The organism is Amycolatopsis sp. (assembly GCF_036008905.1).
Taxonomy (GTDB): domain Bacteria; phylum Actinomycetota; class Actinomycetes; order Mycobacteriales; family Pseudonocardiaceae; genus Amycolatopsis.
Genome location: NZ_DASYMU010000159.1, coordinates 12,428 through 37,736, shown reverse-complemented (window position 1 = coordinate 37,736; position 25,309 = coordinate 12,428). Strand labels below are relative to the sequence as shown.

Sequence of the window (25,309 nt, the reverse complement as noted above, 5' to 3'; positions counted from 1 at the left end):
CAGATGAACGAACAGCCCGTCCGTTTTGCTCCCGGCCTCCGTTGCCGGCACTGCACGGGGGCGTCAGCTGGGTTGTTCGGCCAGGTAGGCGGCGGCTTGCAGGGTGAACAGGGCCGCGTAGTCCCCGCCGAGGTCCATCAGTTCCTCGTGGGTGCCGTGTTCCTCGAGCTTCCCGTGGGCCAGCAGCAGGATCTTCCCGGCTTGCCGGACCGTCGAGAACCGGTGCGAGATATACAGCGTCGTCCGGCCGGCGGCGAGTTCGCGTAGGCGGGAGAACAGCTCGTTTTCGGCTTGGGCGTCGAGTGCGGACGTCGGTTCGTCGAGGACGAGGATCGGCGCTTCCCGCATGAAAGCCCTGGCCAAGGCGATCTTCTGCCACTCGCCTCCGGACAGGCTCACGCCTTGGTCGAACCAGCGGCCGAGCGGGCTGTCGTAGCCCTTCGGCAGGCGTTCGATGCGTTCGTCGGCGCCGGCTCGGCGGGCCGAGTGTTCGATGTGGGCGCGGTCTTCCAGCCGGGAGAGGTCGCCGAGACCGATGTTTTCGGCGGCGGTGGCCTGGTAGGTCACGTAGTCCTGGAACATCGCGCTCATCTGTTCGCGCAGGGCGTCCGGGTCGAATTCGCGGATGTCGACGCCGTCGAGCAGGATGCGGCCCTCGGTCGGGTCGTAGAGGCGGCACAGCAGTTTGAACAGCGTCGACTTCCCGGCGCCGTTGCGGCCGACGACGGCGACCGTTTCGCCCGGGCGGATTTCGAAGCTGACGTCGTCCAGTGCGCGTTCTTCCGAGCCGGGGTAACCGAAGGAGACGTGGTCGAATTCGATGTGGCCTTGGACCTTGTCCGGGAGCGGACGCGGTTTCGGCGGCGCCTTCACTTCCGGTTCGGTGTCGAGGAATTTGTAGAGGTTGTCCAGGTAGAGGTTGTTTTCGTACATTCCGCTGAAGGCCGTGAACAAGCCCTGCACGGACGCCTGCACCGAGGTCGCCGCCGCGGTGTAGAGCGCGAGGTCTCCCAGCGTGAGGTTGCCGTCGACGGCTTGAAGTGCGATGTAGAGCGCGATGGCGGCGCCGGCCGCGGTGCTCAGCATCCCCCAGGCCGTCGCGCTCAGGTTCCGGTTTCTCGTCAACTTGACTTGGCGCTGGTAGGACACCTGGCCGAGCTGACGGAACCTGTCGACGAGATACGGGCCGAGGCCGAACAGCTTGGTCTCCTTGGCATACGTATCGGTGGTGACCAGGGAGTTCAGGTAGTCCATGCGGCGTTTGATCGGGGACATCACGAACGTCAGCCAGAACGCGCGGGCGCCGTACTTCGACTGCGAGATGAACGCCGGGATCGGTGCCAGCAGCGCGACGAGCGCGAGCAGCGGGCTGATCGACACCAGCAGCGCGATCATGCTGGTAAAGGTGATCATGGTCCGGATCAGGCCCAGTGCCGAGGTCATCATCGACAGCGGGCGCGTCGGCGCTTCTTGCGACGCTTGCCGCAGCAGATCGTAGGACTCCGAGCCTTCGAAGTAGGCCAGGTGGAGCTTGCTGGCGTGGTCCATCACCTGATGACGGATGGTCAGCGTCATCTTCTCTTGCAGCAGCGTCTGGCTGATGGTGGTCAACGCCGTGCTGATCGCGCTGAACGCCAAGAGCGCGAACTGGAACACGGCCACGCCGACGATCGTGCTTTTGTTGCCGTGGCCCGCGATCGCCGCGACGACGGAGTCGAGCAGCAGCTTGGCGGCGTACGCCGTCACTGTCGGCAGCAGTCCCGCGATCAGCGTGACCACGCCGATCGCGATGGTCAGCCACGGGCTCGCCTGCCAGGTCAGCCGTGCGACCTTCGGGAGTCCGCGAACGGTCCCGCCGACGGCTTGGCGCAGGCGCCTGAATCGCGAGCGCAGGTCTCTTGGCTGCTGTTCGGGTTGTGGTTCGGGAATGTCGATGGGCCCGGTCAGGCCACTGTCCGGCACGGTGACCGCCCGGCGGCGACCTCGTCTGCCACGGCCGAGCATGAACTCCAGGCCGCCTCCCCCACCGGGGATCATTCAGCCTCCATGGCGCCGTTGAGGAACACGTCGATGATTTCGCGTGTGGTCGGTCCGGCGTCGTCGTCGGGACGAGAACGAGTGAAAAGCAGGGAGAGGAACAGCGACGCCAGTTGCTCGGCAGGCAGGCGCAGTTTGTCCTTCTCCGGTTCGAAGAGTTCGAGGATCGCATCACGCATCGCGGTCATCGACTCGCGTCGCCCGCCGTGGCGATCCCGGTGACCGCCGCGGCCGGAGCCGTGCATGGCGGCCATGACCGCGCCCATCCGCTGCAGACGCGCGCGAAGTGTTTCGGCCGCTTCGAGTAGCCGGTCGGCGAGGGGCTGGTCGAGTGGGATTTCGGCGATCGCGGTGAGCGCGTCGCTGGGGTCGAGCGCCTCGAGCACACAGGTGGCGAGGAGTTCGTCCTTGTCCTTGAACACGCGGAAAATGGTGCCTTCGCCGATGCCGGCGGCCTGCGCCAGCTGGCTGGAGGTGACCGCGGCGCCGTGTTCCATTACGAGCGGCAGCACGGCTCGCACGATCATCTTGCGGCGGTCTTCTGGGCTCATGCCCGGCGCTCTCTGCCGGGTAGGTGGTGGGTTCATGGCTTCCAGTATGCGGAGTGAGTGCTCACTCCGTCAAGTGATTTAGCTTCGGCGCTGGTCAAGAACTGATCATTCAGCTGCCTCATCAGGCGGATGATCAAGCCCTTTCGGCGTGCCGTGTGTCCCTCTTTCCGGTGATCATCTGCCGAACTATGGACGTCGACACACCAGACGATCACCGAGGGGCAGACCATCGTGGCATTGACCGTGACATTCACCGGAAAGGTTCCGCTCGCCACCAGCGGACCGAACGCGTATTACCAGGTCTGGACCTACACCGTGCAAGGCTCGCCCGGCGACTTCATCGGTGGTAACCAGCGGATCGCGCTGGCCCTCCCCGCCGACGTCGACGTTCAGGACCCGCACCGGTACCCGGACGTCACCGCGCTCAACGGCGCGTTCCTCGAGAGGGACACCACGATCAGCCGCCAATACGCGGGCAAGATTCTCAGCTCGCCGAGCGGAACCCAGTCGATCTCTTTCGTCGCGCCTACCGCCCAGGCTGATCGTGAGCTCTTCCTCGTCGGGGCAACCGGGACGGGCAGGCCGTGGACCGTGCTGCCGTTCGCGAAGACCGCCGGCGGTTCGGTCGCGAACATCCAGTCGCTTCCGTCGCCCGCGAGCCGCGTTTTCACCGGCAGGCCGGTAGCCGACTTCACCGGAACCTACCCGTACGCGAGCGAGGTTTTCGGTGTCTACCAGCCACTTGTCGGCTGGATGGGAGCGCAGAACGCGGAACGGTTCACCGGCGAGCGGGTGCCGGGCGAAGCGCTCGCCGCGCTCTCTGACGCGGCTCCGGTCGAGGGCATCCTTTCACCGGTCGGCCTGGTGAACCTGTTTCGGGAGTACTTCTTCGAGTTCGACACCTTTCTTGGTACCCCCGCCGGGCATCTGTGGCTCAGCCCGGGTGGGACCGTGGAGGTCATCGAGACCAGTTCGCGCCGGACCTCGACCGAGCGGACGGCCGAGCAGTCCGAGCAGACCACCCGCAAGGTCGAGGAAAGCCTGACCGAGCAGGCCGATGTCGCGGACGCGGTGAAAGAGGACAACGCCAACGACACCACCCTCGGCGCGAGTGCCAGCGCGGGTGCGAACTTCGCCGGTATCTACCACGGTGATGTCAGCACGACCTTCAGCACGACGACCTCGACCGGCAAGTCGTCGGAGCAGACGCACAAGCACAGCCGGACGCAGAGCTCGAAGGTCAGCAGTGAGATCGTCCGCAACTTCAAGACGACGTTCAAAACCGTCACGGAGACGACGGACACCTCCAGCCGCCGCTACGTCGTGCAGAACACGACCGACAAGCTGGTCAACTACGAGCTGCGGCGGAAGATGCGCAAGGTCGGTGTTCAGCTGCAGCATCTGGGTTCACAGCTGAGCTGGCAGGTCTTTCTTGGCCCCGGCGGAATTCCGGCGCCCGGTGCGGATCCGAAGTCGTACGTGGCGCCCGGCCGGAAACTCGGCCTCGGCGAGCTCGTGCACGTGGTGCCCGCGCCCGACCTTTCGTCGCTGCGCAAACCGGAACCGCTGGAAACCCTGCAGGAGAAGATCGTCACCTTCACCGGCACATTCCCGTTCCGGTGGTTACACCGGGACAACAGCAACCCGCCGCACAACGGCGCGACCTACCTGCTCGACGAGAGTTTGCAGTGGATGAACAACGAGGACGAGGACAACGAACATGTCCACGCCACCAACGATTTCGTGGCCGTGCCACCGGCGCCTGGCTACACGTTGACCGACCGGATCGTGGTGCTGGAAGCGAAGAACGGCAACGGCGGGCCGGCCAAGCTGATCCCGCATCATGTCGAGGTCAGGCCGGAGAACGTGCAGAACGGGAAGTTCTCGCTGACGGCCAGCGAGGCCAGCTGGGCCGGAACCGACTCCATGACGTTGACCTTTTCGCTGACCTGGGCGCCGCCGTCGTCTCATCCCGACCAGGGTTCCTATGACCGCGCGCTCAAGGAGTACGAAGACGCGGTCGCCGTGATTCAGCGCCGTACCTACGCCGAGGCGGTGGGCGCTCGGATCGATCTGATCAGCAAGATCCGCACCCGCCCGTCGGAGGAGCTCCGCAAGGAGGAGCGCCAGGTGGTGTTCGCGGATCTGATCAAGCAGCTCAACAAGAACGTTCCGGACGGGCATCTGGCGGCCGAGCTGATCCGGCAGATGTTCGACGTCGACCGCATGCTCTACTTCGTCGCGCCCGACTACTGGCGCCCGCTCAACATCACCGATCCCGCCGGACCGGGGACGAAGGGCCGGTATCCGGTGCCGCCGCACAACTGGGACAACAAGTCGCCGGATCCGATCGACGGCGAGACCGTGGTGAGCTGGTATTCCCATACCAGCGGGGAAAACCGGGGACCGGGCGACCCGAACACGGAACTCGAATACCGCGTCAACTACCTGATCACCGAAAACTCGAATCCAGGACCGACCGGCAGCTCGCTGGGCTGGCTGATCCAGGCCGACGGCGACGAGCGGCGCAACGAATTCCTCAACGCCGCCTGGGTCAAGGTAGTGCTGCCGATCCGGCCCGGCCACGAGACCGAGGCCGTCGACTGGCTCAAACGGTCCGATGTGGAGGGTGAGGCTGCCCTTGGCGAACTCTACAAGTGGCAGCAGGGCGACCCGGAGACCTGGCGGGGCCAGACGATCGGCTGGGTGCTCGACGAACTGGTCAAAGAACTCCAGGCGTCGAACACGAACATGGACAACACGCTCGCCACGGAGAAGGTCTTCGAAACCGGCTTCGACCCGCTCGACGGCGGGTTCCGACCGGCCGAGCCGTACCAGATCTTCGATCAGTGGGTCGAGGTCCTGCCGACGGACCAGGTGGTCGCGGTGGAGGTCGAGTACGACCCCAAAACCGGACAGCAGCTGTAATCCGGCGATGAGGACGTTCCATCACGAGCCGCCGGCCGGGTCGCCGTTCATCACACCGATCGCCCCGCCTGCCCGGCCCGAACCGCCGCACGGTGGTTCGGTGCCCAAGGAATCGGTCCGGGTGTACCGGCCTGGTGACCCAGCCAAAGTGGTCAAAAACGCCGAGGTGATCCAGCGCGTCTTGTTCCCGAAGGTGCGGGAGAAACGGCTCCAAGTGCACCCCGCCAGCGGGGCCTTGTGGCTCGACTCCGGCCGCAGGGGTGGCGGGCCGACTCCGCCGCCCCTGGTGCGCACCCGTGAGGCCGCGACCGCTTTCCTCGCCGACGTCCGGCGTCGGCTCGCGGCCGCGGGCGGTGACTTGCCCGCGATCCTGCCTGACGATCTTCGGATGATCGACACCTGGGCGGGAGCGGTGGGCGGGGAAGGCCGGGGCGGTAGCACGGTGTGCCGTTTCGTCCGGATGCTCCGGCCGGGCAGCGACGAGAAGCTCGTCCCGGTGTTCGGGGAGACCGTGGAGGTGTGGGTCGACGCGGCAGGCGAAGTCCAGGCGTTCGGATCCACCTGCCGCTCGCTGGGCACCGACACCATGGTGGCCCGGCTGCCGTCACCGGACGAGGACGAGCCACCGGAGCACCGGGATGACCACGAGGAGAAGAAGATGAGCCTCATCTACCTCAGCGGTGACGAGGACGAGCACCGTGACGCCCTCTGTCCTTTTTGGATTCGCTGGGACGACGATCTGGCGGTGGTCTCGCCTGCCAGCGGGCATTCGATGCTGGTGCAGGTGGTGCCGACGCGGATGTCGGGCGGGATTGCTGTTGAGGCGCTGACGATCGGCGGCTCGGGCCGGTTCGAGTACAACTGGCAGGCCTGGTCGCCGTTGGCGCCGACGGAGATCGTTCCCCTGTCCGGTGGTTCTTCGGCACGGGTCGGCCCGGGGGTCTGGGATGTCGTGGTTCGGGTTCGAGACGCGGTCAATGACGTGACGGAGAAAGCGGTACTGCGGGTGGTGGGTACGAATGGCTGAGCGATCCTTCGGCGGTTGGAGTTTCTCGGACCGGCTGGAACCCGGCGGGCTGATCCTCGACACGGTCTCGCATCAGGGGTTCCCGATGGCCCACGACATCCGCGTCCCCCGGGTGTGGGTGGCGGCGCCCGAGCCACGCGACCGATCCGGTGGCCCGGATCCCGTGCTCAAGGCCAAGAAACGGTCGTACGTCTTGGGCAGTCCGGATCTTCCGGCGAAGAACCAGCCGTTCGAGCTCATTCGCGGTGGTCAGGCGCCGGGAGACTTCGCGATCTACCCGATCTCCGGCGGGCTGGGGGTCGATTACGAAGCGGAGACCGCGATTCCCGGAAAGCGGAACGACATCCTCACCATCAACCAGCGCTATCTGTTCGGACCGTATTCGAAGCATCCCTCCCATGAACCCGGTTCGGTACTACGTGCGGCCCGGATATTCCCGCTGCTGGAGTTCCGGCTGAAACCGGGAAAGGAGAACCTGCCGGGGCCGTCGTATTTCCGGGCGGACTTCCGCTTCGATCTCGTGTTGCACAACAAAGGGGACGGGAACGACCTCGGCGCGGTCTTTCGCGACAGCGAGGATGTGCCGCTCGTGATCCCGAGCGAGGGCAACTTGCTCCGTCCGCCGGTGCTCTACGACGTCTTCGAGGGCGCGGAGAAACCGTTGCACCACGAGCTGATCGGCTCAGGACTGCGTGAGCGGGCGAAGCTCGACACCGGACCGGATCGGCAGACCTGGGACAACTACCACCATTTCCCGAGAGATGACAAGGGCAAACTGCCCTCCAGCCCCGGTGCGTTCCACTGTTTCCACACTCATTGGCGCTGGGGTGCGGTCAGTGTTACGGGGAAGTTCCCGGTGCTCACCGGTGGAAAACAGTTCGCCGGACTGAACTGGACCGAGGAGCTGGGCGGTCCGATGATCGACCCGCGGATTCCGGCGCAGGATCTGACTTTCGCGATCACGCGGGATTCCCGCGCCGGTACTCCGCTGGCGGCGAGCGCCAATCCGAGCGAGTGGCCCTTCACGGAGTTGTTCACCCGGTGGCGGGCGAATCCCGCGGCGATCAAGAAGGAAGGCGCGGCGATCACCTTCTGGATCTCGGTCGAGGTCAGCAGGCCCGCGGGTGCGGAGCATTCAGAATGGGGCGGGACCTTGTTGCCGCACGGGATGTTCTTCTCCCACGACTCGGAGCCGGGCTTGTTCGATCCCGAGTCCGACGTTTCCGGGCTCGTCCCGATCCAGATAGCCGCGGCGGGGTTGCGCAATCCCTTGCACAAGGAATCGGTTTCCGCGTCGGCGAACCCCATGCCGTGGATGCGCTACCCGCCGGGTCCCAAGAAGTAGAAATCCGTGAAGGCCTCCTCCAAGGGAAGAGGCCTTCACGGATTGTCAGAAGGTGATCGCGATCGCCGGGTCGGCCAACAACGCGCCGACGTCGGCGAGGAACTCCGAGCCCTGCTGGCCGTCGATCACGCGGTGATCGAAGCTCAGCGAAAGCTGCAGCACCTTGCGCACGGCGAGCTGACCGTCGACGACCCACGGAGCGTCCTTGATCGTGCCGAGGCACAGGATCGCGGACTCGCCGGGGTTGATGATCGGCGTGCCGGTGTCGACGCCGAAGACGCCGACGTTGGTGATGGTGAACGTCCCGTTCGCCATGGCCGCCGGAGTCGTCTTGCCGGCGCGCGCGGTTTCGGTGAGCTCGCCCAGTGCGACGGCGAGTTCGGCCAGTGTCATCGCGTCGGCGTCATGGACCTTCGGCACCATGAGCCCGCGCGGGGTGGCCGCGGCGATCCCGAGGTGCACGTAGTCCTTGTAGACGATTTCCTGCGCCTGCTCGTCCCAGACCGCGTTGATGTCCGGAGTTCGTTTCACCGCAAGGCAAACGGCCTTCGCGGCGAACGCGAGCGGGCTGAGCTTGACGCCCTTGAACGCCCGGCTGTTCTTGAGCCGTTCGCGCAGTTCCATCATCGGCGTGACGTCGATCGTCAGGAACTCCGTGACATGCGGAGCGGTGAAAGCGCTCTGCACCATGGCGTTCGCAGTCGCCTTGCGGACGCCCTTGATCGGCACCCTGCGTTCCCGCGTACCAGGGTCCGTAGCGAACACCGTGGACACATCCACAGCCGAACCGTTCGCGGCCTGGTGGACGTCTTCGCGGGTGATCACGCCACCGTCGGCGGAACCGACGAGCGAGCGCAGGTCGACGCCGAGGTCCTTGGCGAGCTTGCGCACCGGCGGCTTGGCCAGCGGCACGTACTCGCCGTTGGTGGCGACCGGAGCCACTGGCGCGACGGCGACCGGAGCAGGAGCGGGCGTCAGTGTCGGTGTTGGAGTGGCGCCCTTGCGGGATCGGCGAGTGGTCACCACGGTCTTGGAGCCGTAGCCGACCAGCGGCTTCATCTCCGGTTCTTCGGCGGGCACAGTCGCCGGCGGTTCCGGCGCGGCGGCCGGAGCCGCGGTGCCGTTCGGGTCGACGTCCATGGTCAGGATCGGCGTGCCGACCTCGACCGTTTGGCCAGGTTCGACATGGAGCTCGGTGACAACACCCGCCCACGGAATGGGCAGCTCGACAGCGGCCTTCGCCGTCTCGATCTCGACGACGATCTGGTTGACCGTCACCGTGTCGCCCGGCTTCACGTGCCAGTTGAGGATGTCGGCCTCGGTCAGCCCCTCAGCCGTGTCCGACAGGGGAAATTGCTTGTACTCAGGCATCGGTTCCCCTCACCAGGCCAGCGAGCGGTCGACGGCGTGCAGCACCCGGTCGAGGTCGGGGAGGTAGTGCTCCTCGAGCTTCGCGGGTGGGTACGGCGTGTCGAATCCGGTCACTCGCAGCACGGGCGCTTCCAGCGAATAGAAGCACTCCTGCTGCACCCTGGCGGCGATTTCCGACGTCAGCGACGACTCCGAAGGAGCCTCGCTGACCGCGATCAGCCGTCCGGTCTTGCGCACGGAAGCGAACACCGGGTCGAGGTCAAGCGGCGAGAGCGTGCGGAGATCGATGACCTCGAGCGAGACACCGTCGTCCTGCGCGGCGGTGGCCGCGTCCATCGCGACCTTCACCGACGGGCCGTAGGCGACGACCGTCGCCGAGGTGCCCTGGCGAATGACGCGCGACGCGAACAGCGGTTCCGGCGTCGCCGAGGTGTCGACGTCGGCCCGCAGCGCGCCCGAGTGGTAGAGCCGCTTGGGCTCGAAGAACAGGATCGGGTCGTCGGACTTGATCGCCTGCTGGATCATCCAGTAGGCGTCGACCGCGTTCGAGCACGAGACGACCTTGAGGCCGGCGACGTGCGCGAACAGCGACTCCGGCGACTCCGAGTGGTGCTCGACCGCGCCGATGCCGCCGCCGAACGGGACCCGGATGACCACGGGCATCTTGATCTTGCCCTGGCTGCGGTAGTGCAGCTTCGCCAGCTGGCTGACGATCTGGTCGAAGCCGGGGAAGATGAAGCCCTCGAACTGGATCTCGCAGACGGGCCGGAAACCGCGCACGGCCAGTCCGACAGCGGTGCCGATGATGCCCGACTCGGCCAGCGGCGTGTCGAGCACGCGCTGCTCGCCGAAGTCCTTCTGCAGGCCGTCGGTGATGCGGAAGACACCGCCGAGCTTGCCGACGTCCTCACCCATCATGAGGACCTTCGGGTCCTCTTCCATCGCCCGGCGCAGGCCGAGGTTGATCGCCTTGCCGATGGTCAGCTTCTGGACGGCCGACTCGACGGATTCAGGGGCTTTCGTGGGGGCTGCCATCAGTGCTCACCTGCCGTCGCTGCGAAACCGTCGAGGTACGAGAGGAACTCTTCACGCTGCGCGTCCAACACCGGTGAAGGCTCGGCGTAGACGTTCGCGAAGATCCGCTCCGGAGGCGGTTCCGGCATGTTGAAGCAGTAGTCGCGCAGGTCGGACGCGAACGCGTCGGCATCGGCCTGGACCTGCTCGAAGAACTCGTGGTCGGCACCGCCGTTGCGGGCCAGGTACGCCCGGACGCGCTCGATCGGATCCTTGAGCTTCCACTCCTCCAGCTCGTCGGAGAGCCGGTAGCGAGTGGGATCGTCGGTGGTGGTGTGCGCGTCCATCCGGTAGGTGAACGCCTCGATCAGCACCGGGCCGTTGCCGTGACGGCACTCTTCGAGCGCCCAGCGGGTGACCGCGAGACACGCGAGGACGTCGTTGCCGTCGACGCGGATACCGGGGAAGCCGTAACCGCGGGCGCGCTGGTAGAGCGGCAGGCGCGACTGGCGTTCCGTCGGCTCCGAGATCGCCCACTGGTTGTTCTGGCAGAAGAAGACCAGCGGCGCGTCGTAAACGGCGGCCCAGACGAAGCCCTCGTGCACGTCGCCCTGGCTCGTGGCGCCGTCACCGAAGTAGGTGATCGTCGCTTCATCCGTTTCTAGATAATTGCCGTCCCCGTCTGTGTTCCCTACTCGTCCTTCGAACTTCTGGCCCATCGCGTACCCGGTGGCGTTGAGCACCTGGTTGCCGATGACGATCGTGTACGGGTGGAAGCCGTGGCCCTTGAAGTCCCAGCCCGCGTGATCGGTGCAGCGGAAAATGCCGAGGACCTCCTTGAGGTCCACCCCGCGCGTGTACGCGACACCGTGTTCGCGGTAGCTCGGGAAGGCCATGTCGGTCGGCCGCAGCGCCCGGCCGGAGCCGATCTGCGCGGCTTCCTGGCCCAGCAGCGGAACCCAGATGCCCAGCTGGCCCTGGCGCTGCATGGCGTTGGCTTCGCGGTCCGCGCGGCGGACGAGCACCATGTCGCGGTAGAGCCCGCGCAGTGCTTCGAAGTCGATGTCCTCGACGTACTTGTCGAACTGCGGCGATTCGACGCGCTCGCCTTCGGGAGTGAGGAGCTGAGTGAGCTCAGCGCCACCTTCGCTGGTTGCTCGCAAACCGGCTATCACCTGCTCCGGGGATGGTTGTGCCGCGATCGCGGCCGGCCCGGCTCCGGGTTCCGGGTGCGTCCACTGTTCTGGGGACGACATGCGCTTGTCTCCTTGATGTCGGTGCCGCGCGGCCGCTTGTGGCGGCCACAGCGACTTCACCGGAGGCGACCTGCGCATCGGGTTGAAGCGCTCGGGTCACCGTCGGCGTTGACGGTTCACGCCGACATCCTGGCACGAACGCGCGCATAAGGGTGAGAGCGGGCTGCCGACTTGTTGCGGAGAAACCTGGGTTGAGCAGGGCAAACGGTAGGAAGGCCGATGATGGGTAGGCCGAAAGTAGGGCGCCCGCCATCGGCGCGACCTGGCCTCGCGCGCGTCCCGGTGCCCGGGAATCGGGCATTGCGAGCACCTCGGGGCAAGGCGTCTGTGACTTGCGGCACGGTCCACACGGTGGTGGCAGGATGGCGGCCGTGGAGCAAAAAACCGTGCATGAAACCGTCCTCTCGAGCTGGGCGAACGACGTCCTGCCGAGCTTGTCCGGCCTGGTGGGGATCCCCGCCCTGTCGCCGGCCTTCGATTCCGACTGGGCACAGACCGGTCAGCTGAAAGCCGCCATCGAGCACGTCCGAGGCTGGCTCGAAGCCAGGTCGCTGCCGGGCGCGACCGTCGAGGTCGTCGAACTGGAAGGCCGCACCCCGGTCTTGCTGCTCGATGTCCCCGCGACGCCGGGTGCTGAGGACAAGGGCACGGTGTTGCTCTACGGCCACCTCGACAAGCAGCCTCCCGTCGGCGGCTGGTCCGAGGGCCTCGACCCGTGGAAGCCGGTCCTCAAGGACGGCCGTCTGTACGGCCGCGGAGCCGCTGACGACGGCTACGCGGGTTACGCCGCGACAACCGCGCTGGAGGCGATCCACGCCGCCGGTGGCGCCCACGCCCGCGCGGTCGTGATCTTGGAAACCGGGGAGGAATCCGGCAGCCCCGACCTTCCCGCGTACCTCGAACACCTCACCGACAAGCTCGGCCGCGTTTCGTTCGTTGTCTGCCTCGACTCGGGCGGCAACGATTACGAGCGCATCTGGCTGACCACGAGCCTGCGCGGCATGGTCCAGGTGCACGTCACCGTGCGCGTGCTCGACTCCTCGCAGCACTCGGGCCTGGCCAGCGGGATCGTGCCGAGCTCGTTCCGCATCCTGCGCACGCTGCTGGACCGGATCGAGAACTCCGAGTCCGGCGAGCTGCTGCTCGCCGAGCTGAACGTCGAGATCCCGGAGAACCGCCTGACCGAGACACGGGCGTCCGCCGACGTCGCCCCCGGCGCGGTCAAGAAGACGTTCCCGCTGGTCGAAGGCGCGCACGCGGTCACCGAGGACAACTACGAGCTGCTGCTGAACAACAGCTGGCGCCCGACGCTCTCGGTGATCGGCGCGTCCGGCCTGCCCGAGCCCGCCGACGCCGGCAACGTGCTGCGCGACTCGACGACCCTCGCGCTGAGCTTCCGCCTGCCGCCGACGGCCGACTCGGCCGCGGCACTCGCCGTCGTCGAGAAGGCGCTGACCACAGACGTGCCGTACGGCGCGAAGGTGGAGCTGGCCGGGCTCGAAAACGCCGACGGCTGGAACGCGCCGGAGTCGGCGCCCTGGCTCGCCACCGCGCTCGAAGGCGTCAGCGACCAGATCTTCGGGGCACCTTGGCGCGCCGTCGGGCTCGGCGGGTCGATCCCGTTCATGGCGCTGCTCGGGCTGAAGTACCCGGAGGCGCAGTTCCTCGTCACCGGCGCGCTCGGCACGGACTCGAACATCCACGTGCCGGACGAGTGGCTGCACCTGGACCAGGCACAGCGCATCACCGAATCCGTCGCGCACATCCTGGACGCCCACGCGCGAGGCTGACGAAAAGTGAGATGAACGGACCGTTCCTGGCACTTCTTGCGAGGAACGGTCCGTTCATCTCACGCCAGCCGGGTCAGGTGCACGGAGACGTCCAAAGTGGAGTGTCCGCCACCGGTGAAGATGCCCTTGAGCGGTGCCACATCGGCGTAATCCCGCCCGTAGGCGACCCAGACATGCCGCGGTCCCACCGGGATCGCGTTCGTCGGGTCGTGCGCCCACCAGCCGCCGGTCCAGACGTCGACCCACGCGTGGCTCTCGCCCTGCACGGTCTCGCCGAGCTTCGCCTCGGGCCGCGTGTGCAGGTAGCCCGACACGTACCGCGACGGCACGCCGATCGCCCGCAGCATCACCAGCGTCACGTGCGCGAAGTCCTGGCAGACGCCTTCCTTCGCGTTCCACGCGTCGGTCGCGGTGCTGCGCACGCCGGTCGTTCCCGGCTTGTACTTCAGCTGCTCGTGGACCCAGTCGCAGATCGCGAGCACGGCGTCGGCCGGTTCCTTGCCTTTGCGCAGCTCACGCGCGACTGTCGAGAGTTCGCGGTCACGCGGGGTGTAGTTGGTCGCGCCGAGGTACTCCGTGCGCTGGTCGAGAACCGTTTCACTGCGCAGGTCCCGCCAGGTCGCCGTCCGGATCGGCTCGGCGACGTCCGCCGTCTCCACCACCGAAGTCGCGAGCACGGTGAACTCGGTGTGCGGCGCGTGAAGGTCGAACGAGGTGACGACCGTGCCCCAGTAATCGGTGTACCGATAGGCACGCGTCGACGGCGTGGTCTCGACCCGCGTCGCGACCGTGTTCTGCCGCCGGTCCGAACGCGGCGTGAGCCTCGCTTCGTTGTACGACTGGGTGGCCGGGTTTTCGTAGCGGTAGCCGGTGCGATGTGCCACGCGGAGTTGCCAGGTCACAGTGAAACCTCCGCGCCGCGCCAGGCCACCCACGGCGAAGTGTTGAAGTACTGCACCGAAACCGCCTCACCGATGTCTTTGATCGCCGTCTGCAGCGCGCCGAGACGTCGCGGCAGGTCTTCCAACAGGTCCGACGGGCGCAGGAATTCGAGTTCGCTGCGGGACCGGCCGAGCAGCCTGAGCGCCTCGGACTTCTCCGTGCCACGCGTGTTGGCGCCGGTGTCGAGCTGGTCCAGACATTCCTCCGCCAGGCGCAGCGCGTGGAACACCGAACGTGGGAACAGGTTGTCGCGCAACAGGAACTGCACGACCCGGCCGGCGTCGAGCGCGCCGCGGTTGGTCCGCAGGTAGGTGTCCTGCGCGCCCGCCGAGCGGAGCACGGTGATCCAGCCGGGGGACGACGCCTTGTCCTGCACCCGCGAAAGCAGCAGGCGCACGACCATGTCGGCGCGTTCCACCGAGCGGCCCAGCACCATGAACAGCCAGCCGTCGTCGCGGCTCATCGTGGAGTCGGCGAGCCCGGCGAACATCGCCGCGCGTTCCTCCACAAAGGACAGAAACGCATGAGGCCCGGCGCGGCGGGCGTAGCGCTGCCTGTCCGGCACCGCGTTCCACGTCGCGTTCAGGCATTCCCACAGCTCGGTCGACACCACTTCGCGGGCACCGCGGGTGTTTTCGCGGGCCGAGTTGATCGAGCCGACGATCGACGCCGCGTTGTCCTTGGCGTAGGCGACCAGCTCGGTCAGCTTCCAGACGTCGAGTTCCTCGTCGCCTTTGGATTCGATGCCGAGGACGGCGAGTAGCTGACGGCTGGCGTAGTCGGGGTCGACGCTGGCGTCTTCCAGCAGCTGGTGCACGGAGACGTTCAGAATCCGGGCGGTGTCATCGGCGCGTTCGACGTACCGGCCTATCCAGTACAACGATTCGGCGTTGCGTGCAAGCACTTGATCGCCTCCTGACTGCCTTTATAGTTGTCTGTTTTGTTGAATGTCACTGCTGCTGTTGCTGAGACGACGTGAGTCCAGGGCCTTGCTCGGCGGCCAGACCGTCCACAGCGGACGCCGGGCCGAGCGCGGGCTGCTCCAGCTCACGCTCCACTGTCGACGAACGCGCGGCGAGCACCCAGGTGTCCTTGGAACCGCCGCCCTGCGACGAGTTGACCACCAGACTGCCCTCCGGCAGCGCGACGCGAGTCAAACCGCCGGGCAGGACGAAGATCTCCTTGCCGTCGTTGACCGCGAACGGCCGCAGGTCGACATGCCGCGGCGCGAGGAAGTTGTCCACCTTGGACGGCACCGTGGACAGTTGCACAACCGGCTGGGCGATCCAGCCGCGCCGGTCGGCCTTGATCTTGCGCCGGATCGTCGCCAGCTCGGCGGCGTTCGCGTCCGGGCCGAACACGATCCCGTACCCGCCGGAGCCCTCGACCGGCTTGATCACGAACTTGTCCAGGTTGTCGAGCACGTGGTCGCACTCGTCCTTCAACCAGCATCGGAACGTGTCGACGTTGGGCAGCAAGGGTTTTTCGCCGAGGTAGTACTTCACCATCTCGGGCACATAGGTGTAGACCAGTTTGTCGTCGCCGACGCCGTTACCCACGGCGTTCGAGATGACGACGTTGCCCGCGCGGGCGGCGTTGAGCACGCCGGCGATGCCGAGCACGGAATCCGGGCGGTAGTGGACCGGGTCGAGGAACTCGTCGTCCACGCGCCGGTAGATGACGTCCACCGGCCGCTCGCCCTCGGTGGTGCGCAGGTAGACCACGTTGTCACGGCAGAACATGTCGCGGCCTTCGACGAGCTCGACGCCCATCAGCCGGGCCAGCAGCGAGTGCTCGAAGTACGCCGAGTTGTGCACGCCGGGCGTCAGAACGACGACCGTCGGGTCCGCGACGTTCGGTGCCGCGGCCGCGCGCAACGCCCTGAGCAGGTGCGATGCGTAGTCGCCGACTGGGCGGACGCGGTGCTGCGCGAACAGGTCCGGGAACACGCGCGCCATCGTGCGGCGGTTCTCCATGACGTAAGACACGCCGGAGGGGTTACGGAGATTGTCCTCGAGTACGCGGAAAGTGCCCTCTTCGTCGCGGACGAGGTCGACGCCGGAGACGTGGATGCGCACGCCGTTCGGCGGGTTGATGCCGAACGCCTCTCGCTGGAAGTGCGCACAAGACGTAATGAGCCGGCGCGGCAACACGCCGTCACGCAGGATCTGCTTGTCGCCGTAAACGTCGGCGAGGAAGGCTTCGAGCGCGCGGACCCGCTGCGCCACGCCGCGTTCCAACTTGGACCATTCCTGGGCGGCGACCACGCGGGGCACCAGGTCGAGCGGGAACGGACGCTCCTGACCGGACAAGGAGAAGGTGATCCCCTGGTCGACCATCGCGCGATCGAGCGCGGAAGCCCTCGCCGTCAGATCGGATCCGTCCAGCGCGGCGATCGATTCGTAGAGCGCGCGGTACGGCCCGCGAACGGTTCCGTCGGGTGCGAACATCTCGTCGTAGGCACCGGAGTGCGGGCGCTTGGGCGACAGATAGCCGTCGAACTGCGCGCCAGGTTGGCTATTACGGCTGACCTTCGAGGTACGCGCACGGCGTCCTCCGGGCGGCAGCCGCGGCGCGGAGTTGTTGTTCATGTTCGCCATACTTGCTTACCGTGCCGTGTTGGCGCGATACCCAGAGTCGCCGTAAAGCACTACGAAACTCGGCCGTAACGTGACGGTGCTGGGCAGTAGCTCCTTGGAGTGGCAGTATGCGAGCTCTCGACAGGTGAGAACTACAAGGAGTGACTAACGTGGCGCGTGGACCCAAACTCAAGGCGCTGGCCCTGCTGCCTGCCGTGGCGCTGGCCGTGACCCTGGCTGGTTGCGGAAGCGGCAGTGGTACGTCCGCCGGAGGTGTCCCGCTGGTCAAGAGCGGCGAACTCACCACCTGTACCCATCTTCCCTACCAGCCGTTCCAGGTCAAGGAAGGCGACAAGATCGTCGGCTTCGACGTCGATCTGGTGGACCTGGTGGCGACGAAGCTGGCCGTCAAGCAGAGCATCGTGGACATCGCGTTCGAGAACATCGAGTCCGGTGAAGCGATGAACAGCGGCCAGTGCGACCTCGCCGCGGCCGGCATGACGATCACTGACAAGCGCAAGGCGAAGTTCGACTTCTCCGAGCCGTACTTCGAGGCCACGCAGGCGCTGCTGGTCAAGAAGGGCTCGCCGATCCGTGACCTGAGCAACGTCGCCGGCAAGAAGGTCGGTGTGCAGTCCGCCACCACCGGTGCCGACTACGCCACGGCGAACGCGAAGGGCGCGGAAATCGTCACCTTCGACGACCTGGCGCTGCTGGAGCAGGCGGTCAAGAACGGCACCGTCGACGCGGGCGTGAACGACAACGGGGTGCTCTACGACTTCATCAAGACGAACCCGGACACCGAGGTCAGCGTCGAGTTCAAGACCAACGAGTTCTACGGCATCGGCGTCAAGGCCGGCAGCACGCAGCTGCTGACGACGATCAACGACGTGCTCAAGGCGTCCGCGACCGATGGCTCGTACGCGAAGATCTACGAAAAGTGGTTCGGCAAGGCCCCGGTCTGGCAGCCCGGCGCCGCCAAGTAACCCGTCGATGTTCGATGCTGTGGCCGGTGCACGCTCGCGCCGGCCACAGTGTCTATTCCAGACCCTGGCTGGGGCTACCCAGTCCAGGCTGACCTTGGAGTGAAATGGCACTGACCCGCCGTCAACGGCGCTCGGCGTTTCGCGGGACCCAGTACGCGATACTGCTGGTGATCATCGTGGTGTTCGCGTTCATCGCCGACTGGAGCCGGATCGGGCACGCGTTCTTCGACCTCGACGTCGCGGCCGCGCAGTTCCCCGACGTGATCACGGTGGCGTTGAAGAACACCATCATCTTCACCGCGCTCGGTTTCGCCCTCGGGCTTGGGATGGGCTTGCTGCTCGCCCTGATGCGACTTTCTTCGGTGGGCCCCTACCGCTGGTTCGCCCGCGGTTACATCGAATTCTTCCGCGGCCTGCCCGCGCTGCTGATCTTCCTGGCGGTCGGCGTCGGCGTGCCCATCGCGTTCCCCGGCACGTACCTGCCCCGCAACGTCGCCATCATGCTCGCGCTGGGTATCGTCTCCTCGGCCTACATGGCCGAAACGATCCGCGCCGGCATCCAGGCGGTCCCCCGCGGCCAGGTCGAAGCGGCCCGCTCACTGGGCATGTCGCCGGCCAGGACGATGATCACCATCGTCATCCCGCAGGCGTTCCGGATCATCCTGCCGCCGCTGGCGAACGAGCTCATCATGCTGACAAAGGACTCGTCGCTCGCGTTCCTTCTCGGCACCACGCCCGCGCAGCAGGAACTGGCACAGTTCAGCCGTCAAGCACTGCTTGAGGCGAAAGGACTGACCCCGATCGTCGTCGCCGGGCTGTGTTACCTGATCATCACCATCCCGCTTTCGCTCGTCCAGCAACGTCTGGAAAAGAAGTACGGTGCCGGCGTCTCGGCAGGAGGTGCGGTATGACCACCGACGTGATCGTCGAAGTCACAGGCCTGCACAAGGCTTTCGGCTCATTGCAGGTCCTCAAGGGCATCGACGTCGAGGTCAAACGCGGCCAGGTGATCTGCATCATCGGCCCGTCCGGATCCGGCAAGTCGACTCTGCTGCGCTGCGTGAACCTCCTCGAAGAGCCGCAACAGGGCAAAATCGTCGTCAACGGCAACGAAATCACCCACGAAGACGTCGACATCGACGCCGCCCGCAGCAGCATCGGCATGGTCTTCCAGTCGTTCAACCTGTTCGCGCACCTCACCGTGCTCGAAAACCTGACCGTCGCGCAACGCAAGGTCCTCAAGCGCGGCAAGGAAGAAGCCGACAAAATCGCCAGGGAGAACCTGGCGAAGGTCGGTCTCTCCGAGAAGGAAAGCTCGATGCCAGGCCAGCTTTCGGGCGGCCAGCAACAACGTGTCGCCATCGCGCGGGCCCTGTCGATGAACCCCGAGGTGATGCTCTTCGACGAGCCCACTTCGGCGCTCGACCCGGAACTGGTCGGCGACGTGCTCGCCGTCATGCGTCAGCTCGCTCAGGAGGGGATGACGATGCTGGTCGTCACCCACGAAATGCAGTTCGCCCGCGAGGTCGCGGACAACGTCCTGTTCATGGACGGCGGTGTCGTCGTCGAGCAGGGCGCGCCTTCGCAGGTGATCGGCGACCCCCAGCACGAACGCACGAAGTCCTTCCTGGCGCGGGTTTTGAACCCGAACCACCAGGGCTAGTCGCTTTGAGTGAAGGTGCCCCTCTCGATTTTCCGAGAGGGGCACCTTGCGTTCATCGTCCGCGCAGTTGGCCTTCGAGCTGCGTGAGCCGACCCGCGATGTCCTGTGGTCCGGCGCCGGCCAAGCTGATCCAACTGCTGGCGTCGACCCCGAACACGACCCGTCCCTGCTCGGTATCCATCCAGCCCGGTGGCTTCGGAGTCCGCTTACGATTGCTGTGACCGTCGCGGATGGCCGCGTAAAGCTGTCCGTAATGCGTGTATGGCATCTTCAGCCAGCCAAGGACTTTTTTGGCGTCGCGAATGCTGGGACTGGCACCCGTCAGCGTCCCGCCGTCCATCAGCAACTGCAGATCCGACTCGGCGCAGTTCAGGGAATGCGTGTGCGCCGGCTTGGTCTCCGGCAACCGAATCGCGAGGTCGAACGCGATCGTCTCCGGCCGGGTCGGGGCGAGGTAGAGCTTGTCGTTCACAGCCACCACGATGACGGCCTCGCGCTCACTGCGGGCCGTCCGGATGGTGCGCTGCTGCCCCTTGCTCTTCACCCACGTGTAGTACTCGACCGCGGGCCGCTGCAACAACTGCAGGGTGTCGAGGAGTTCGGCGTTGATACGGCCACCGCGCTGCAACCCGAGTCTCTCCAACTCGGACTGCGCGTCGGCGGCCAGTTGCTTACGCTCCTCGGGCAGATACCACTTCGCGCCACGAACCAGCGTCGGATGGATGTCGCCGAGATTCTGTTGCTCCAGCAGCGTTTCGTACGTCTGCATGCTGATCTCGACCGGGTTGTGCAGCACGGCTCAGGCCCTCCCCCTCGGTGCTGTTGTACTTGTTCTCTACGCGCCGATCACCGGCGGAGTCGGCTTCTGACCGTTTTCGAAACCGCCGAAGATCGAATCGGGATCCTCTTCCGGAAGCAGGATCTTGCGCTGGTGCTCCTCGTCCTCGGCACCCTGACCTTTCCCGCCACCCATTCCGCCCATCCCGCCGGCGCCCGTGCCTCCGGCCTTGCCGCCGGCGCCACCGCCCATGGCCGACCCGCCGCGCATGCGGCCTTCGCCGGGCATCCCGACTCCGCTTCCGCGACCCCCGCCCAAGCCACCACTGCCGCTTCCGGCTCCAGGCGTCCCGCCGGACATCTTGCCGCCGCCGAGACCGCCACCACCGCCTCCGCCGCTACCAGGACCGAAGCCACCTCCGCCAACAGGCCCGAAACCTCCGCCACCGGCAGGGCCGAAACCACCGCCACCACCGCCGCCACCGGGACCGAAGCCACCGGGGGGTCGGGATCCGGGCGGGTTCGCCGGCGGAGTCCACCTTGACGGATCTGTTCCACCGGGTGGTGCAGGCCGGAATCCCGGCGGCTGCACCATCGGCGGCCGCGGATCCGCGACGGGATTGCTCACCGGCGGCGGTGGCACCTGGTAACTCCCAGCGCCGGGCGGAGGCGTGTACGAACTCGGCCCGCCGCCGAACCCCGCTGATCTGGTGCTGTCGCCTCCGCCGCCTGACCCATGCTTGCCGTCGGTCGGATGCGGACCCGCGCTGCCAGGATCGATTGGATCAGGCGTCACTCCGCCAACGTCGACGTTCGGATCGTGTGCAGCCGGATACGTTGGTGGCAACTGCGTCGCTCGGGGCTGCGTGCTTTGGTAGTAGCTCTCGTAAACCTCGACGTTGTGCCTGGTATCGGTCTCGAATTGGGCAGCGGCGATCTCGTCATCACTCGCGCCGATTGAAACGATGTCGAGCGGGCCGTCGTCACCCGGCTTCTCGTTGGGTACCGGGACTACCGCACCTCGTGTCTTGTGAAACGAAGCATTTTGCTCATACATGGAATTTCGCGCGTTATCCATGTTTTGCGCGGCGATTTCCGAAGTCTGTATCAGTGGTGCAAGTCCCGCTGCTCCACCTTCCGCGCCTTTGCCCTTCCAGAAAGTTCCGAGCGAAGCCTGCGTGCTCCTCATGGTCGACGTAATTTCATGGTGAATGTCTTTGATGGTGTGCGAGGCTCGTTGTGCTGCGTCCAGTGACTGCGTGGTCGCTGGAACAGCGTTCAGTTTGGTATAGATCTCCCACCCGCTGTACACCATGACTAAGCCGCCTTGAGTTGCTGTATCGCTAGCTGCGCAACCTTTGTCGCCGTGCCACACGGGTCCGAGCGATTGGGGTTTGCGGTGTCGAGACGGGTGATGATCGTGTAGGTGAGATCGTTGCGTACGCCGACGGCCAGAGTGCAGACGCCCGGGGATTCTCCGCCGTTGGAGTAAACCACGGCGGGAAAGCCTTCGACCGGTGAAACCGGTTTGAAGGTGGTCAAGCCGCCATGGGTGCTTTGGTAGTAGAGGCTACTCAGGCCCTCTTTGTTCCCGACGGTCATCCCGGCGGCGATCGTGCCGAACTGGGCCGTGTAGACCCACACGCAGTTTTTCCCCAGCGAGAGTTCGTCCACGCGATTCCGGTCGATCTTTCCACCGAACGTCTCGAGTTGCGCGTTAGTGAGCGCCGAACACGGATCCGTCTCAACTGAGGTGGTGTTGACCAGTGGATCTTTGACAGCCGGTGCGCCATTTTTGGGTAACGCGTCGCTGGTGCCGCCAGGTGTGGCGGAGGGCGTGACTGTAGCGTTGCCATCAGTCGTGTTGCTGCAGCTTGCAGCTGTCGCAGCACAGATAAGGACAGCGGCAAGGATCGTGCGGGGTCGCATTCAGTCGGCCTTTCGAATTCCGCGGAGTGCATCGAGACTGGCTTGGTCCTGGTTTTGGTACGCGTCCCTGATGACTATCAAAGTGTCACGGTAGGCGGTTGTGTAGTTGACGGCGCTCACCAGAAACTGTTGGTAGGAAGCACCGGACGCGTTCGCGCTCGCGACGTAGCCCTGGCTGCCGACCTCATCACCAGGGGGGATGATCTGGGCCAGCCAGACGGCCTCGTCTTGCGCGCGTTGGTACTCGTTGTGAATGCTGTCGTCCAAGCTTTTGATCACTCTGTCCATGGCGTCGCGGTCGAACTCCCAACCGCTTGCCGCCGACGCTGACGCGAAGTCGGCCTGCGCTTGGCCACGGCCAAGGTCGGTATAAGCAGCTGCTGGCGTGGCGCCTGGCGCTGTGTTCGGTTGTCCCATGGCGTGCCTCCCCGCACGGACCGCGATCGTTCGGGCGCGGCCTACCCTCTGTTCCCGTCTTGTTCCGAACAGTGACTCTAGCAGCGCGGCATCGGCCGGTGGGTGGGTTCGAAAGAGATCACTCGGCCTAGCTGGCCAGCGCGAATGGGCGCAGGGGAGTTTTGCCGTCTCGCGACGGTGGGTACACGGCATGTACTCCATTAGGCTGATTGCGCACCTTGTGCATGATCGGCTTCGCTGGGCGGGGTCGAGTTACCGACATGGAGGAGACCGTCGATGCCGGGGTTTCGACGGGGTGTGCCGCGCGCGCCTGGGGAGGGTGAGGACGTGCCGACGGATACCGTCTTGCCGCCGTTGGATCCGTTCGCGGGGATTCCTGACAAAAAGTACGAGGTCAAGGCTTCTGACCTGCTGAGACCTCTTCGCGAGCCGGATTCGGGCGGGTTGTTGCGGTGGCGCAGGCAGGCGACGAACGCGCCGATCGTGCAGGTCGAGGACGCCTACATCACCGGGACGTTCGATCTGCGCGCGGCGGATCTCGAGTACTTGTTCCGGTTCGAGCGGTGTCGGTTCGAGGAGCCGCCGGACGTGCGTGAGGCGAACTTGCTGGGGCTGGTGTTCCGCAAGTGCTGGTTGCCGGGGTTGAAGGCTCGTAACCTGCGCAGCCGTAATGATCTTCGTCTCATCCGCAGCGTGGTCCAGGTCGACGGCGACCGGCGCGAGATCGAGGAGACAACGGTCCAGCGGGGTGACGACCGTGAGCGCGGGATGCCGAACGCGGCCATCAACCTGACCGACGCGGTGATCGAGGGATCGGTGGTGCTGACCCGCACCACCATCACCCATCCGCATGGCAAGGCGATCCAGGGCGACCGCCTCAACATTAACGGCGCGCTGCTCGCGTATCGGCTCGTCGCCAATGGTGAAGTGCGGCTTCCCGGCCTGCGCGCCGGCGGTAACGTCAACTTTTCGGGCGCCACGTTGAACAATCCGGAAGGGTTCGCGCTCAACGCGAACGGGGCGGAGATCGGCGGGAGCCTGCTTTGCGAGGTCGACAACTACGGGCCGGCGGCGCAGCGGAAAAGGTTCTCCTGCAACGGAATCCTCTACTTGCCGAGTTCGCGGGTCGGTAGCGACATCGTGCTGCGGGAGGCGCGGATCGGGGTCAACCAGTACGGGCCGATCGTGGTCGACCAGTGGAAGACCAACGATCCGTACATCGACCCGCGGCCCGCGTTGGTGGCCGATCGACTCCGTGTCGACGGGAACCTGGAGCTCAGTGACGGGCTCGAGGCGCTGGGCACGATCCGCATGGTCAACGCGCGGATCGGTGGCTCGTTGCGGTTGGCGGGCGCGGACCTCAAGGTCGCGCGAGGGACGCGGACGCCGTATTACGACCGGGCGTTGCATCTCGACGGTAGCGAGATCGGCGGTGACATCGAGGCGACGAGTCTGCGTGTGCAGTCCGGGCAGGTCAGGCTCGCGGATGTGACCGTCGGCGGAAACGTGCTGGCGTGGAACACTTTGTTCCTGCATCCGGAGCGTGACGCGTTTTCCGCGCGACGCACGAAGATCGCGGGCAACTTCCATCTCACCGACGCCACTGTGCAGGGAACGTTGCGGCTGCAGGGGATCGAGGTCGGCGGCAGCCTGAATCTGTACGGCACCAAGCTGACCGCGCCCGGCGTGCGCCCCACCACCAGTTTCTCGGTCGACGTCCGCACCGCGCGGATCGGCCGGGATCTCGTGCTCACCGAGGACAAGGACCGCCCGTTCCACGCCGAGGGCGGGGTGAACCTCGACGGCGCCACCATCGCCCGGCGTGTCGACCTGCGTGGCGCCGAGCTGGGATCCTTGCCACGGGACGGAATCGCGGTCGACGCGAGTGACGTCAAGGCCGACGAGTTCATGTTGACACCGAGCGAACCGCCTTCCGGGCGAGTGGTGTTGCGGCGGGCGCATTGCGGCACCTTGGGGGACAACGAGAACTTCTGGGTGTCTACCGGTGGGATCGAGCTCGAGGATTTCCGTTACGACGCCTTGAAAGTCGCCATCAGGCTCGACGACGACAAGACGCTCGACGAGCGGATCAAGTTGCTGCGCAACGCTCTCGACGGCTACCGGCCCGGGCCGTACGACCAGCTCGCCGCGACGCTGAGGGCGAGCGGAAACGAAGAGCACGCGTCCACGGTCTCGTTCAAGAAGCAGCAGTTCCGTTACGAGGCGCTCGCCAAGGGCTTCAAGTTCTTCGGTCCCGGCGTGAAGTTGTGGAGCTGGCTGCAGCGCTCGATGGTCGGCTACGGCTACCGCCCGGTGCGCGCGCTCGGTTGGTTGCTGGCGTTGTTGCTGGTCGGCAGCCTGTGGTTCGGGTACGGCACCGACGTCTGCACCACCGCGCCGCCGGGCCTCTACACGATCAACGGCTCGCGCTGTGCGGTCAACCGGGATGACACCGGCCTGCAGTGGAATCCGGTGATCTACACCGCCGACCTCTTGGTGCCGATCGTCGACTTCGGCAACAAGTCGAAGTGGTTCATGCAGGGCACGGACAAGTGGGTGGCGTCGGGGATCACCGCGATGGGCTGGGTGCTGGCGACCACGATCGCCGCGGGCGTCAGTCGCATGCTGCGGCGTAGCGCTTGACACGGTCCATACTGTCGGTATGTTCCTCATCAGTAACATCCCGCGATGAGGCGA

Annotated in this window: 20 protein-coding genes; 8 read left to right on the top strand and 12 right to left on the bottom strand. The window is 65.9% G+C overall.

Annotation, left to right across the window (positions count from 1 at the left end; all coding sequences use genetic code 11):
• Window positions 1–63: 63 nt before the first annotated feature.
• Window positions 64–2,013, bottom strand: coding sequence for an ABC transporter ATP-binding protein (locus VGP60_RS27920; RefSeq protein WP_327551097.1), 1,950 nt, complete (start codon window positions 2,011–2,013; stop codon window positions 64–66).
• Between the two features lie 20 nt (window positions 2,014–2,033).
• Window positions 2,034–2,588 carry a TetR/AcrR family transcriptional regulator gene (locus VGP60_RS27915; RefSeq protein ID WP_327551089.1) on the bottom strand — a complete coding sequence of 185 codons (555 nt, stop codon included), beginning with the start codon at window positions 2,586–2,588 and terminating at the stop codon, window positions 2,034–2,036.
• A 237-nt stretch (window positions 2,589–2,825) separates the two neighbouring features.
• On the opposite strand from VGP60_RS27915, the gene VGP60_RS27910 reads away from it, so the two are divergent.
• Genes VGP60_RS27910 through VGP60_RS27900 form a run of 3 tightly spaced genes read left to right on the top strand, consistent with a single transcriptional unit; the run spans window position 2,826 to window position 7,888 of the window.
• Entirely contained in the window at window positions 2,826–5,516 is a 2,691-nt protein-coding gene (locus VGP60_RS27910) for a hypothetical protein (RefSeq protein ID WP_327551088.1), read from the top strand.
• A gap of 7 nt (window positions 5,517–5,523) precedes the next feature.
• Window positions 5,524–6,543 carry a hypothetical protein gene (locus VGP60_RS27905; RefSeq protein ID WP_327551087.1) on the top strand — a complete coding sequence of 340 codons (1,020 nt, stop codon included), beginning with the start codon at window positions 5,524–5,526 and terminating at the stop codon, window positions 6,541–6,543.
• Complete coding sequence (locus tag VGP60_RS27900) at window positions 6,536–7,888, top strand: hypothetical protein (protein ID WP_327551086.1); 1,353 nt, start codon at window positions 6,536–6,538, stop codon at window positions 7,886–7,888. Before VGP60_RS27905 ends, VGP60_RS27900 begins: the two co-directional genes overlap by 8 nt.
• 45 nt (window positions 7,889–7,933) lie before the next feature.
• Here VGP60_RS27900 and VGP60_RS27895 read toward each other — a convergent pair whose 3' ends face one another.
• From VGP60_RS27895 to pdhA, 3 genes are read right to left on the bottom strand one after another with little or no spacing between them, the layout of a single operon-like run.
• The gene (locus tag VGP60_RS27895; protein WP_327551085.1) at window positions 7,934–9,259 is read right to left on the bottom strand and encodes a dihydrolipoamide acetyltransferase family protein; all 1,326 of its coding nucleotides are present in this window, start codon (window positions 9,257–9,259) and stop codon (window positions 7,934–7,936) included.
• Window positions 9,260–9,268: 9 nt separating this feature from the next.
• Window positions 9,269–10,294, bottom strand: coding sequence for an alpha-ketoacid dehydrogenase subunit beta (locus VGP60_RS27890; RefSeq protein WP_327551084.1), 1,026 nt, complete (start codon window positions 10,292–10,294; stop codon window positions 9,269–9,271).
• A complete protein-coding gene (gene pdhA, locus VGP60_RS27885; RefSeq protein WP_327551083.1) occupies window positions 10,294–11,529 on the bottom strand; it encodes a pyruvate dehydrogenase (acetyl-transferring) E1 component subunit alpha in 1,236 nt (411 codons plus the stop codon). Before pdhA ends, VGP60_RS27890 begins: the two co-directional genes overlap by 1 nt.
• Window positions 11,530–11,891: 362 nt before the next feature.
• Between pdhA and VGP60_RS27880 the strand changes: the two genes are divergently transcribed.
• Window positions 11,892–13,319 (top strand): M20/M25/M40 family metallo-hydrolase, encoded by a 1,428-nt coding sequence (locus VGP60_RS27880; RefSeq protein WP_327551082.1) that lies wholly within the window; start codon window positions 11,892–11,894, stop codon window positions 13,317–13,319.
• 59 nt (window positions 13,320–13,378) lie between these two features.
• On the opposite strand, the gene VGP60_RS27875 is transcribed toward VGP60_RS27880, so the two are convergent.
• The 3 genes from VGP60_RS27875 to VGP60_RS27865 are packed head-to-tail and all read right to left on the bottom strand — an operon-like array spanning window position 13,379 to window position 16,861.
• Window positions 13,379–14,221 (bottom strand): transglutaminase family protein, encoded by an 843-nt coding sequence (locus VGP60_RS27875; protein WP_327551081.1) that lies wholly within the window; start codon window positions 14,219–14,221, stop codon window positions 13,379–13,381.
• The gene (locus VGP60_RS27870) at window positions 14,218–15,165 is read right to left on the bottom strand and encodes an alpha-E domain-containing protein (protein WP_327551080.1); all 948 of its coding nucleotides are present in this window, start codon (window positions 15,163–15,165) and stop codon (window positions 14,218–14,220) included. Before VGP60_RS27870 ends, VGP60_RS27875 begins: the two co-directional genes overlap by 4 nt.
• 46 nt (window positions 15,166–15,211) lie before the next feature.
• Window positions 15,212–16,861, bottom strand: coding sequence for a circularly permuted type 2 ATP-grasp protein (locus tag VGP60_RS27865; RefSeq protein WP_327551079.1), 1,650 nt, complete (start codon window positions 16,859–16,861; stop codon window positions 15,212–15,214).
• A 149-nt stretch (window positions 16,862–17,010) separates the two neighbouring features.
• Between VGP60_RS27865 and VGP60_RS27860 the strand changes: the two genes are divergently transcribed.
• From VGP60_RS27860 to VGP60_RS27850, 3 genes are all read left to right on the top strand, one after another.
• A complete protein-coding gene (locus tag VGP60_RS27860; RefSeq protein WP_327551078.1) occupies window positions 17,011–17,826 on the top strand; it encodes a transporter substrate-binding domain-containing protein in 816 nt (271 codons plus the stop codon).
• A 104-nt stretch (window positions 17,827–17,930) separates the two neighbouring features.
• Complete coding sequence (locus VGP60_RS27855; RefSeq protein ID WP_327551077.1) at window positions 17,931–18,737, top strand: amino acid ABC transporter permease; 807 nt, start codon at window positions 17,931–17,933, stop codon at window positions 18,735–18,737.
• A complete protein-coding gene (locus VGP60_RS27850) occupies window positions 18,734–19,489 on the top strand; it encodes an amino acid ABC transporter ATP-binding protein (RefSeq protein ID WP_327551076.1) in 756 nt (251 codons plus the stop codon). Before VGP60_RS27855 ends, VGP60_RS27850 begins: the two co-directional genes overlap by 4 nt.
• Before the next feature lie 52 nt (window positions 19,490–19,541).
• Here the strand turns inward: VGP60_RS27850 and VGP60_RS27845 are convergent, their stop codons facing one another.
• The 4 genes from VGP60_RS27845 to VGP60_RS27830 form a co-directional block, all read right to left on the bottom strand.
• Window positions 19,542–20,285, bottom strand: a complete 744-nt coding sequence (locus VGP60_RS27845; protein WP_327551075.1) for an ESX secretion-associated protein EspG — start codon at window positions 20,283–20,285, stop codon at window positions 19,542–19,544.
• A 39-nt stretch (window positions 20,286–20,324) separates the two neighbouring features.
• Window positions 20,325–20,555, bottom strand: a complete 231-nt coding sequence (locus tag VGP60_RS27840; protein WP_327551074.1) for a hypothetical protein — start codon at window positions 20,553–20,555, stop codon at window positions 20,325–20,327.
• A gap of 1,028 nt (window positions 20,556–21,583) precedes the next feature.
• Window positions 21,584–22,195 carry a DUF3558 domain-containing protein gene (locus tag VGP60_RS27835; protein WP_327551073.1) on the bottom strand — a complete coding sequence of 204 codons (612 nt, stop codon included), beginning with the start codon at window positions 22,193–22,195 and terminating at the stop codon, window positions 21,584–21,586.
• Entirely contained in the window at window positions 22,196–22,612 is a 417-nt protein-coding gene (locus tag VGP60_RS27830; protein ID WP_327551072.1) for a hypothetical protein, read from the bottom strand.
• A 276-nt stretch (window positions 22,613–22,888) separates the two neighbouring features.
• Between VGP60_RS27830 and VGP60_RS27825 the strand changes: the two genes are divergently transcribed.
• Window positions 22,889–25,255 carry an oxidoreductase gene (locus VGP60_RS27825; RefSeq protein ID WP_327551071.1) on the top strand — a complete coding sequence of 789 codons (2,367 nt, stop codon included), beginning with the start codon at window positions 22,889–22,891 and terminating at the stop codon, window positions 25,253–25,255.
• Window positions 25,256–25,309: the final 54 nt, after the last annotated feature.

What these genes read in the sequence shown, in the direction of transcription:
- VGP60_RS27915 (WP_327551089.1), bottom strand. Translation starts at nt 2,588, where the DNA reads ATGAGCCCAGAAGACCGCCGCAAGATGATCGTGCGAGCCGTGCTGCCG.
- VGP60_RS27905 (WP_327551087.1), top strand. Translation starts at nt 5,524, where the DNA reads ATGAGGACGTTCCATCACGAGCCGCCGGCCGGGTCGCCGTTCATCACA.
- VGP60_RS27900 (WP_327551086.1), top strand. Translation starts at nt 6,536, where the DNA reads ATGGCTGAGCGATCCTTCGGCGGTTGGAGTTTCTCGGACCGGCTGGAA.
- VGP60_RS27895 (WP_327551085.1), bottom strand. Translation starts at nt 9,259, where the DNA reads ATGCCTGAGTACAAGCAATTTCCCCTGTCGGACACGGCTGAGGGGCTG.
- VGP60_RS27890 (WP_327551084.1), bottom strand. Translation starts at nt 10,294, where the DNA reads ATGGCAGCCCCCACGAAAGCCCCTGAATCCGTCGAGTCGGCCGTCCAG.
- pdhA (WP_327551083.1), bottom strand. Translation starts at nt 11,529, where the DNA reads ATGTCGTCCCCAGAACAGTGGACGCACCCGGAACCCGGAGCCGGGCCG.
- VGP60_RS27880 (WP_327551082.1), top strand. Translation starts at nt 11,892, where the DNA reads ATGGCGGCCGTGGAGCAAAAAACCGTGCATGAAACCGTCCTCTCGAGC.
- VGP60_RS27865 (WP_327551079.1), bottom strand. Translation starts at nt 16,861, where the DNA reads ATGGCGAACATGAACAACAACTCCGCGCCGCGGCTGCCGCCCGGAGGA.
- VGP60_RS27855 (WP_327551077.1), top strand. Translation starts at nt 17,931, where the DNA reads ATGGCACTGACCCGCCGTCAACGGCGCTCGGCGTTTCGCGGGACCCAG.
- VGP60_RS27850 (WP_327551076.1), top strand. Translation starts at nt 18,734, where the DNA reads ATGACCACCGACGTGATCGTCGAAGTCACAGGCCTGCACAAGGCTTTC.
- VGP60_RS27840 (WP_327551074.1), bottom strand. Translation starts at nt 20,555, where the DNA reads ATGCCCGGCGAAGGCCGCATGCGCGGCGGGTCGGCCATGGGCGGTGGC.
- VGP60_RS27835 (WP_327551073.1), bottom strand. Translation starts at nt 22,195, where the DNA reads ATGCGACCCCGCACGATCCTTGCCGCTGTCCTTATCTGTGCTGCGACA.
- VGP60_RS27830 (WP_327551072.1), bottom strand. Translation starts at nt 22,612, where the DNA reads ATGGGACAACCGAACACAGCGCCAGGCGCCACGCCAGCAGCTGCTTAT.
- VGP60_RS27825 (WP_327551071.1), top strand. Translation starts at nt 22,889, where the DNA reads ATGCCGGGGTTTCGACGGGGTGTGCCGCGCGCGCCTGGGGAGGGTGAG.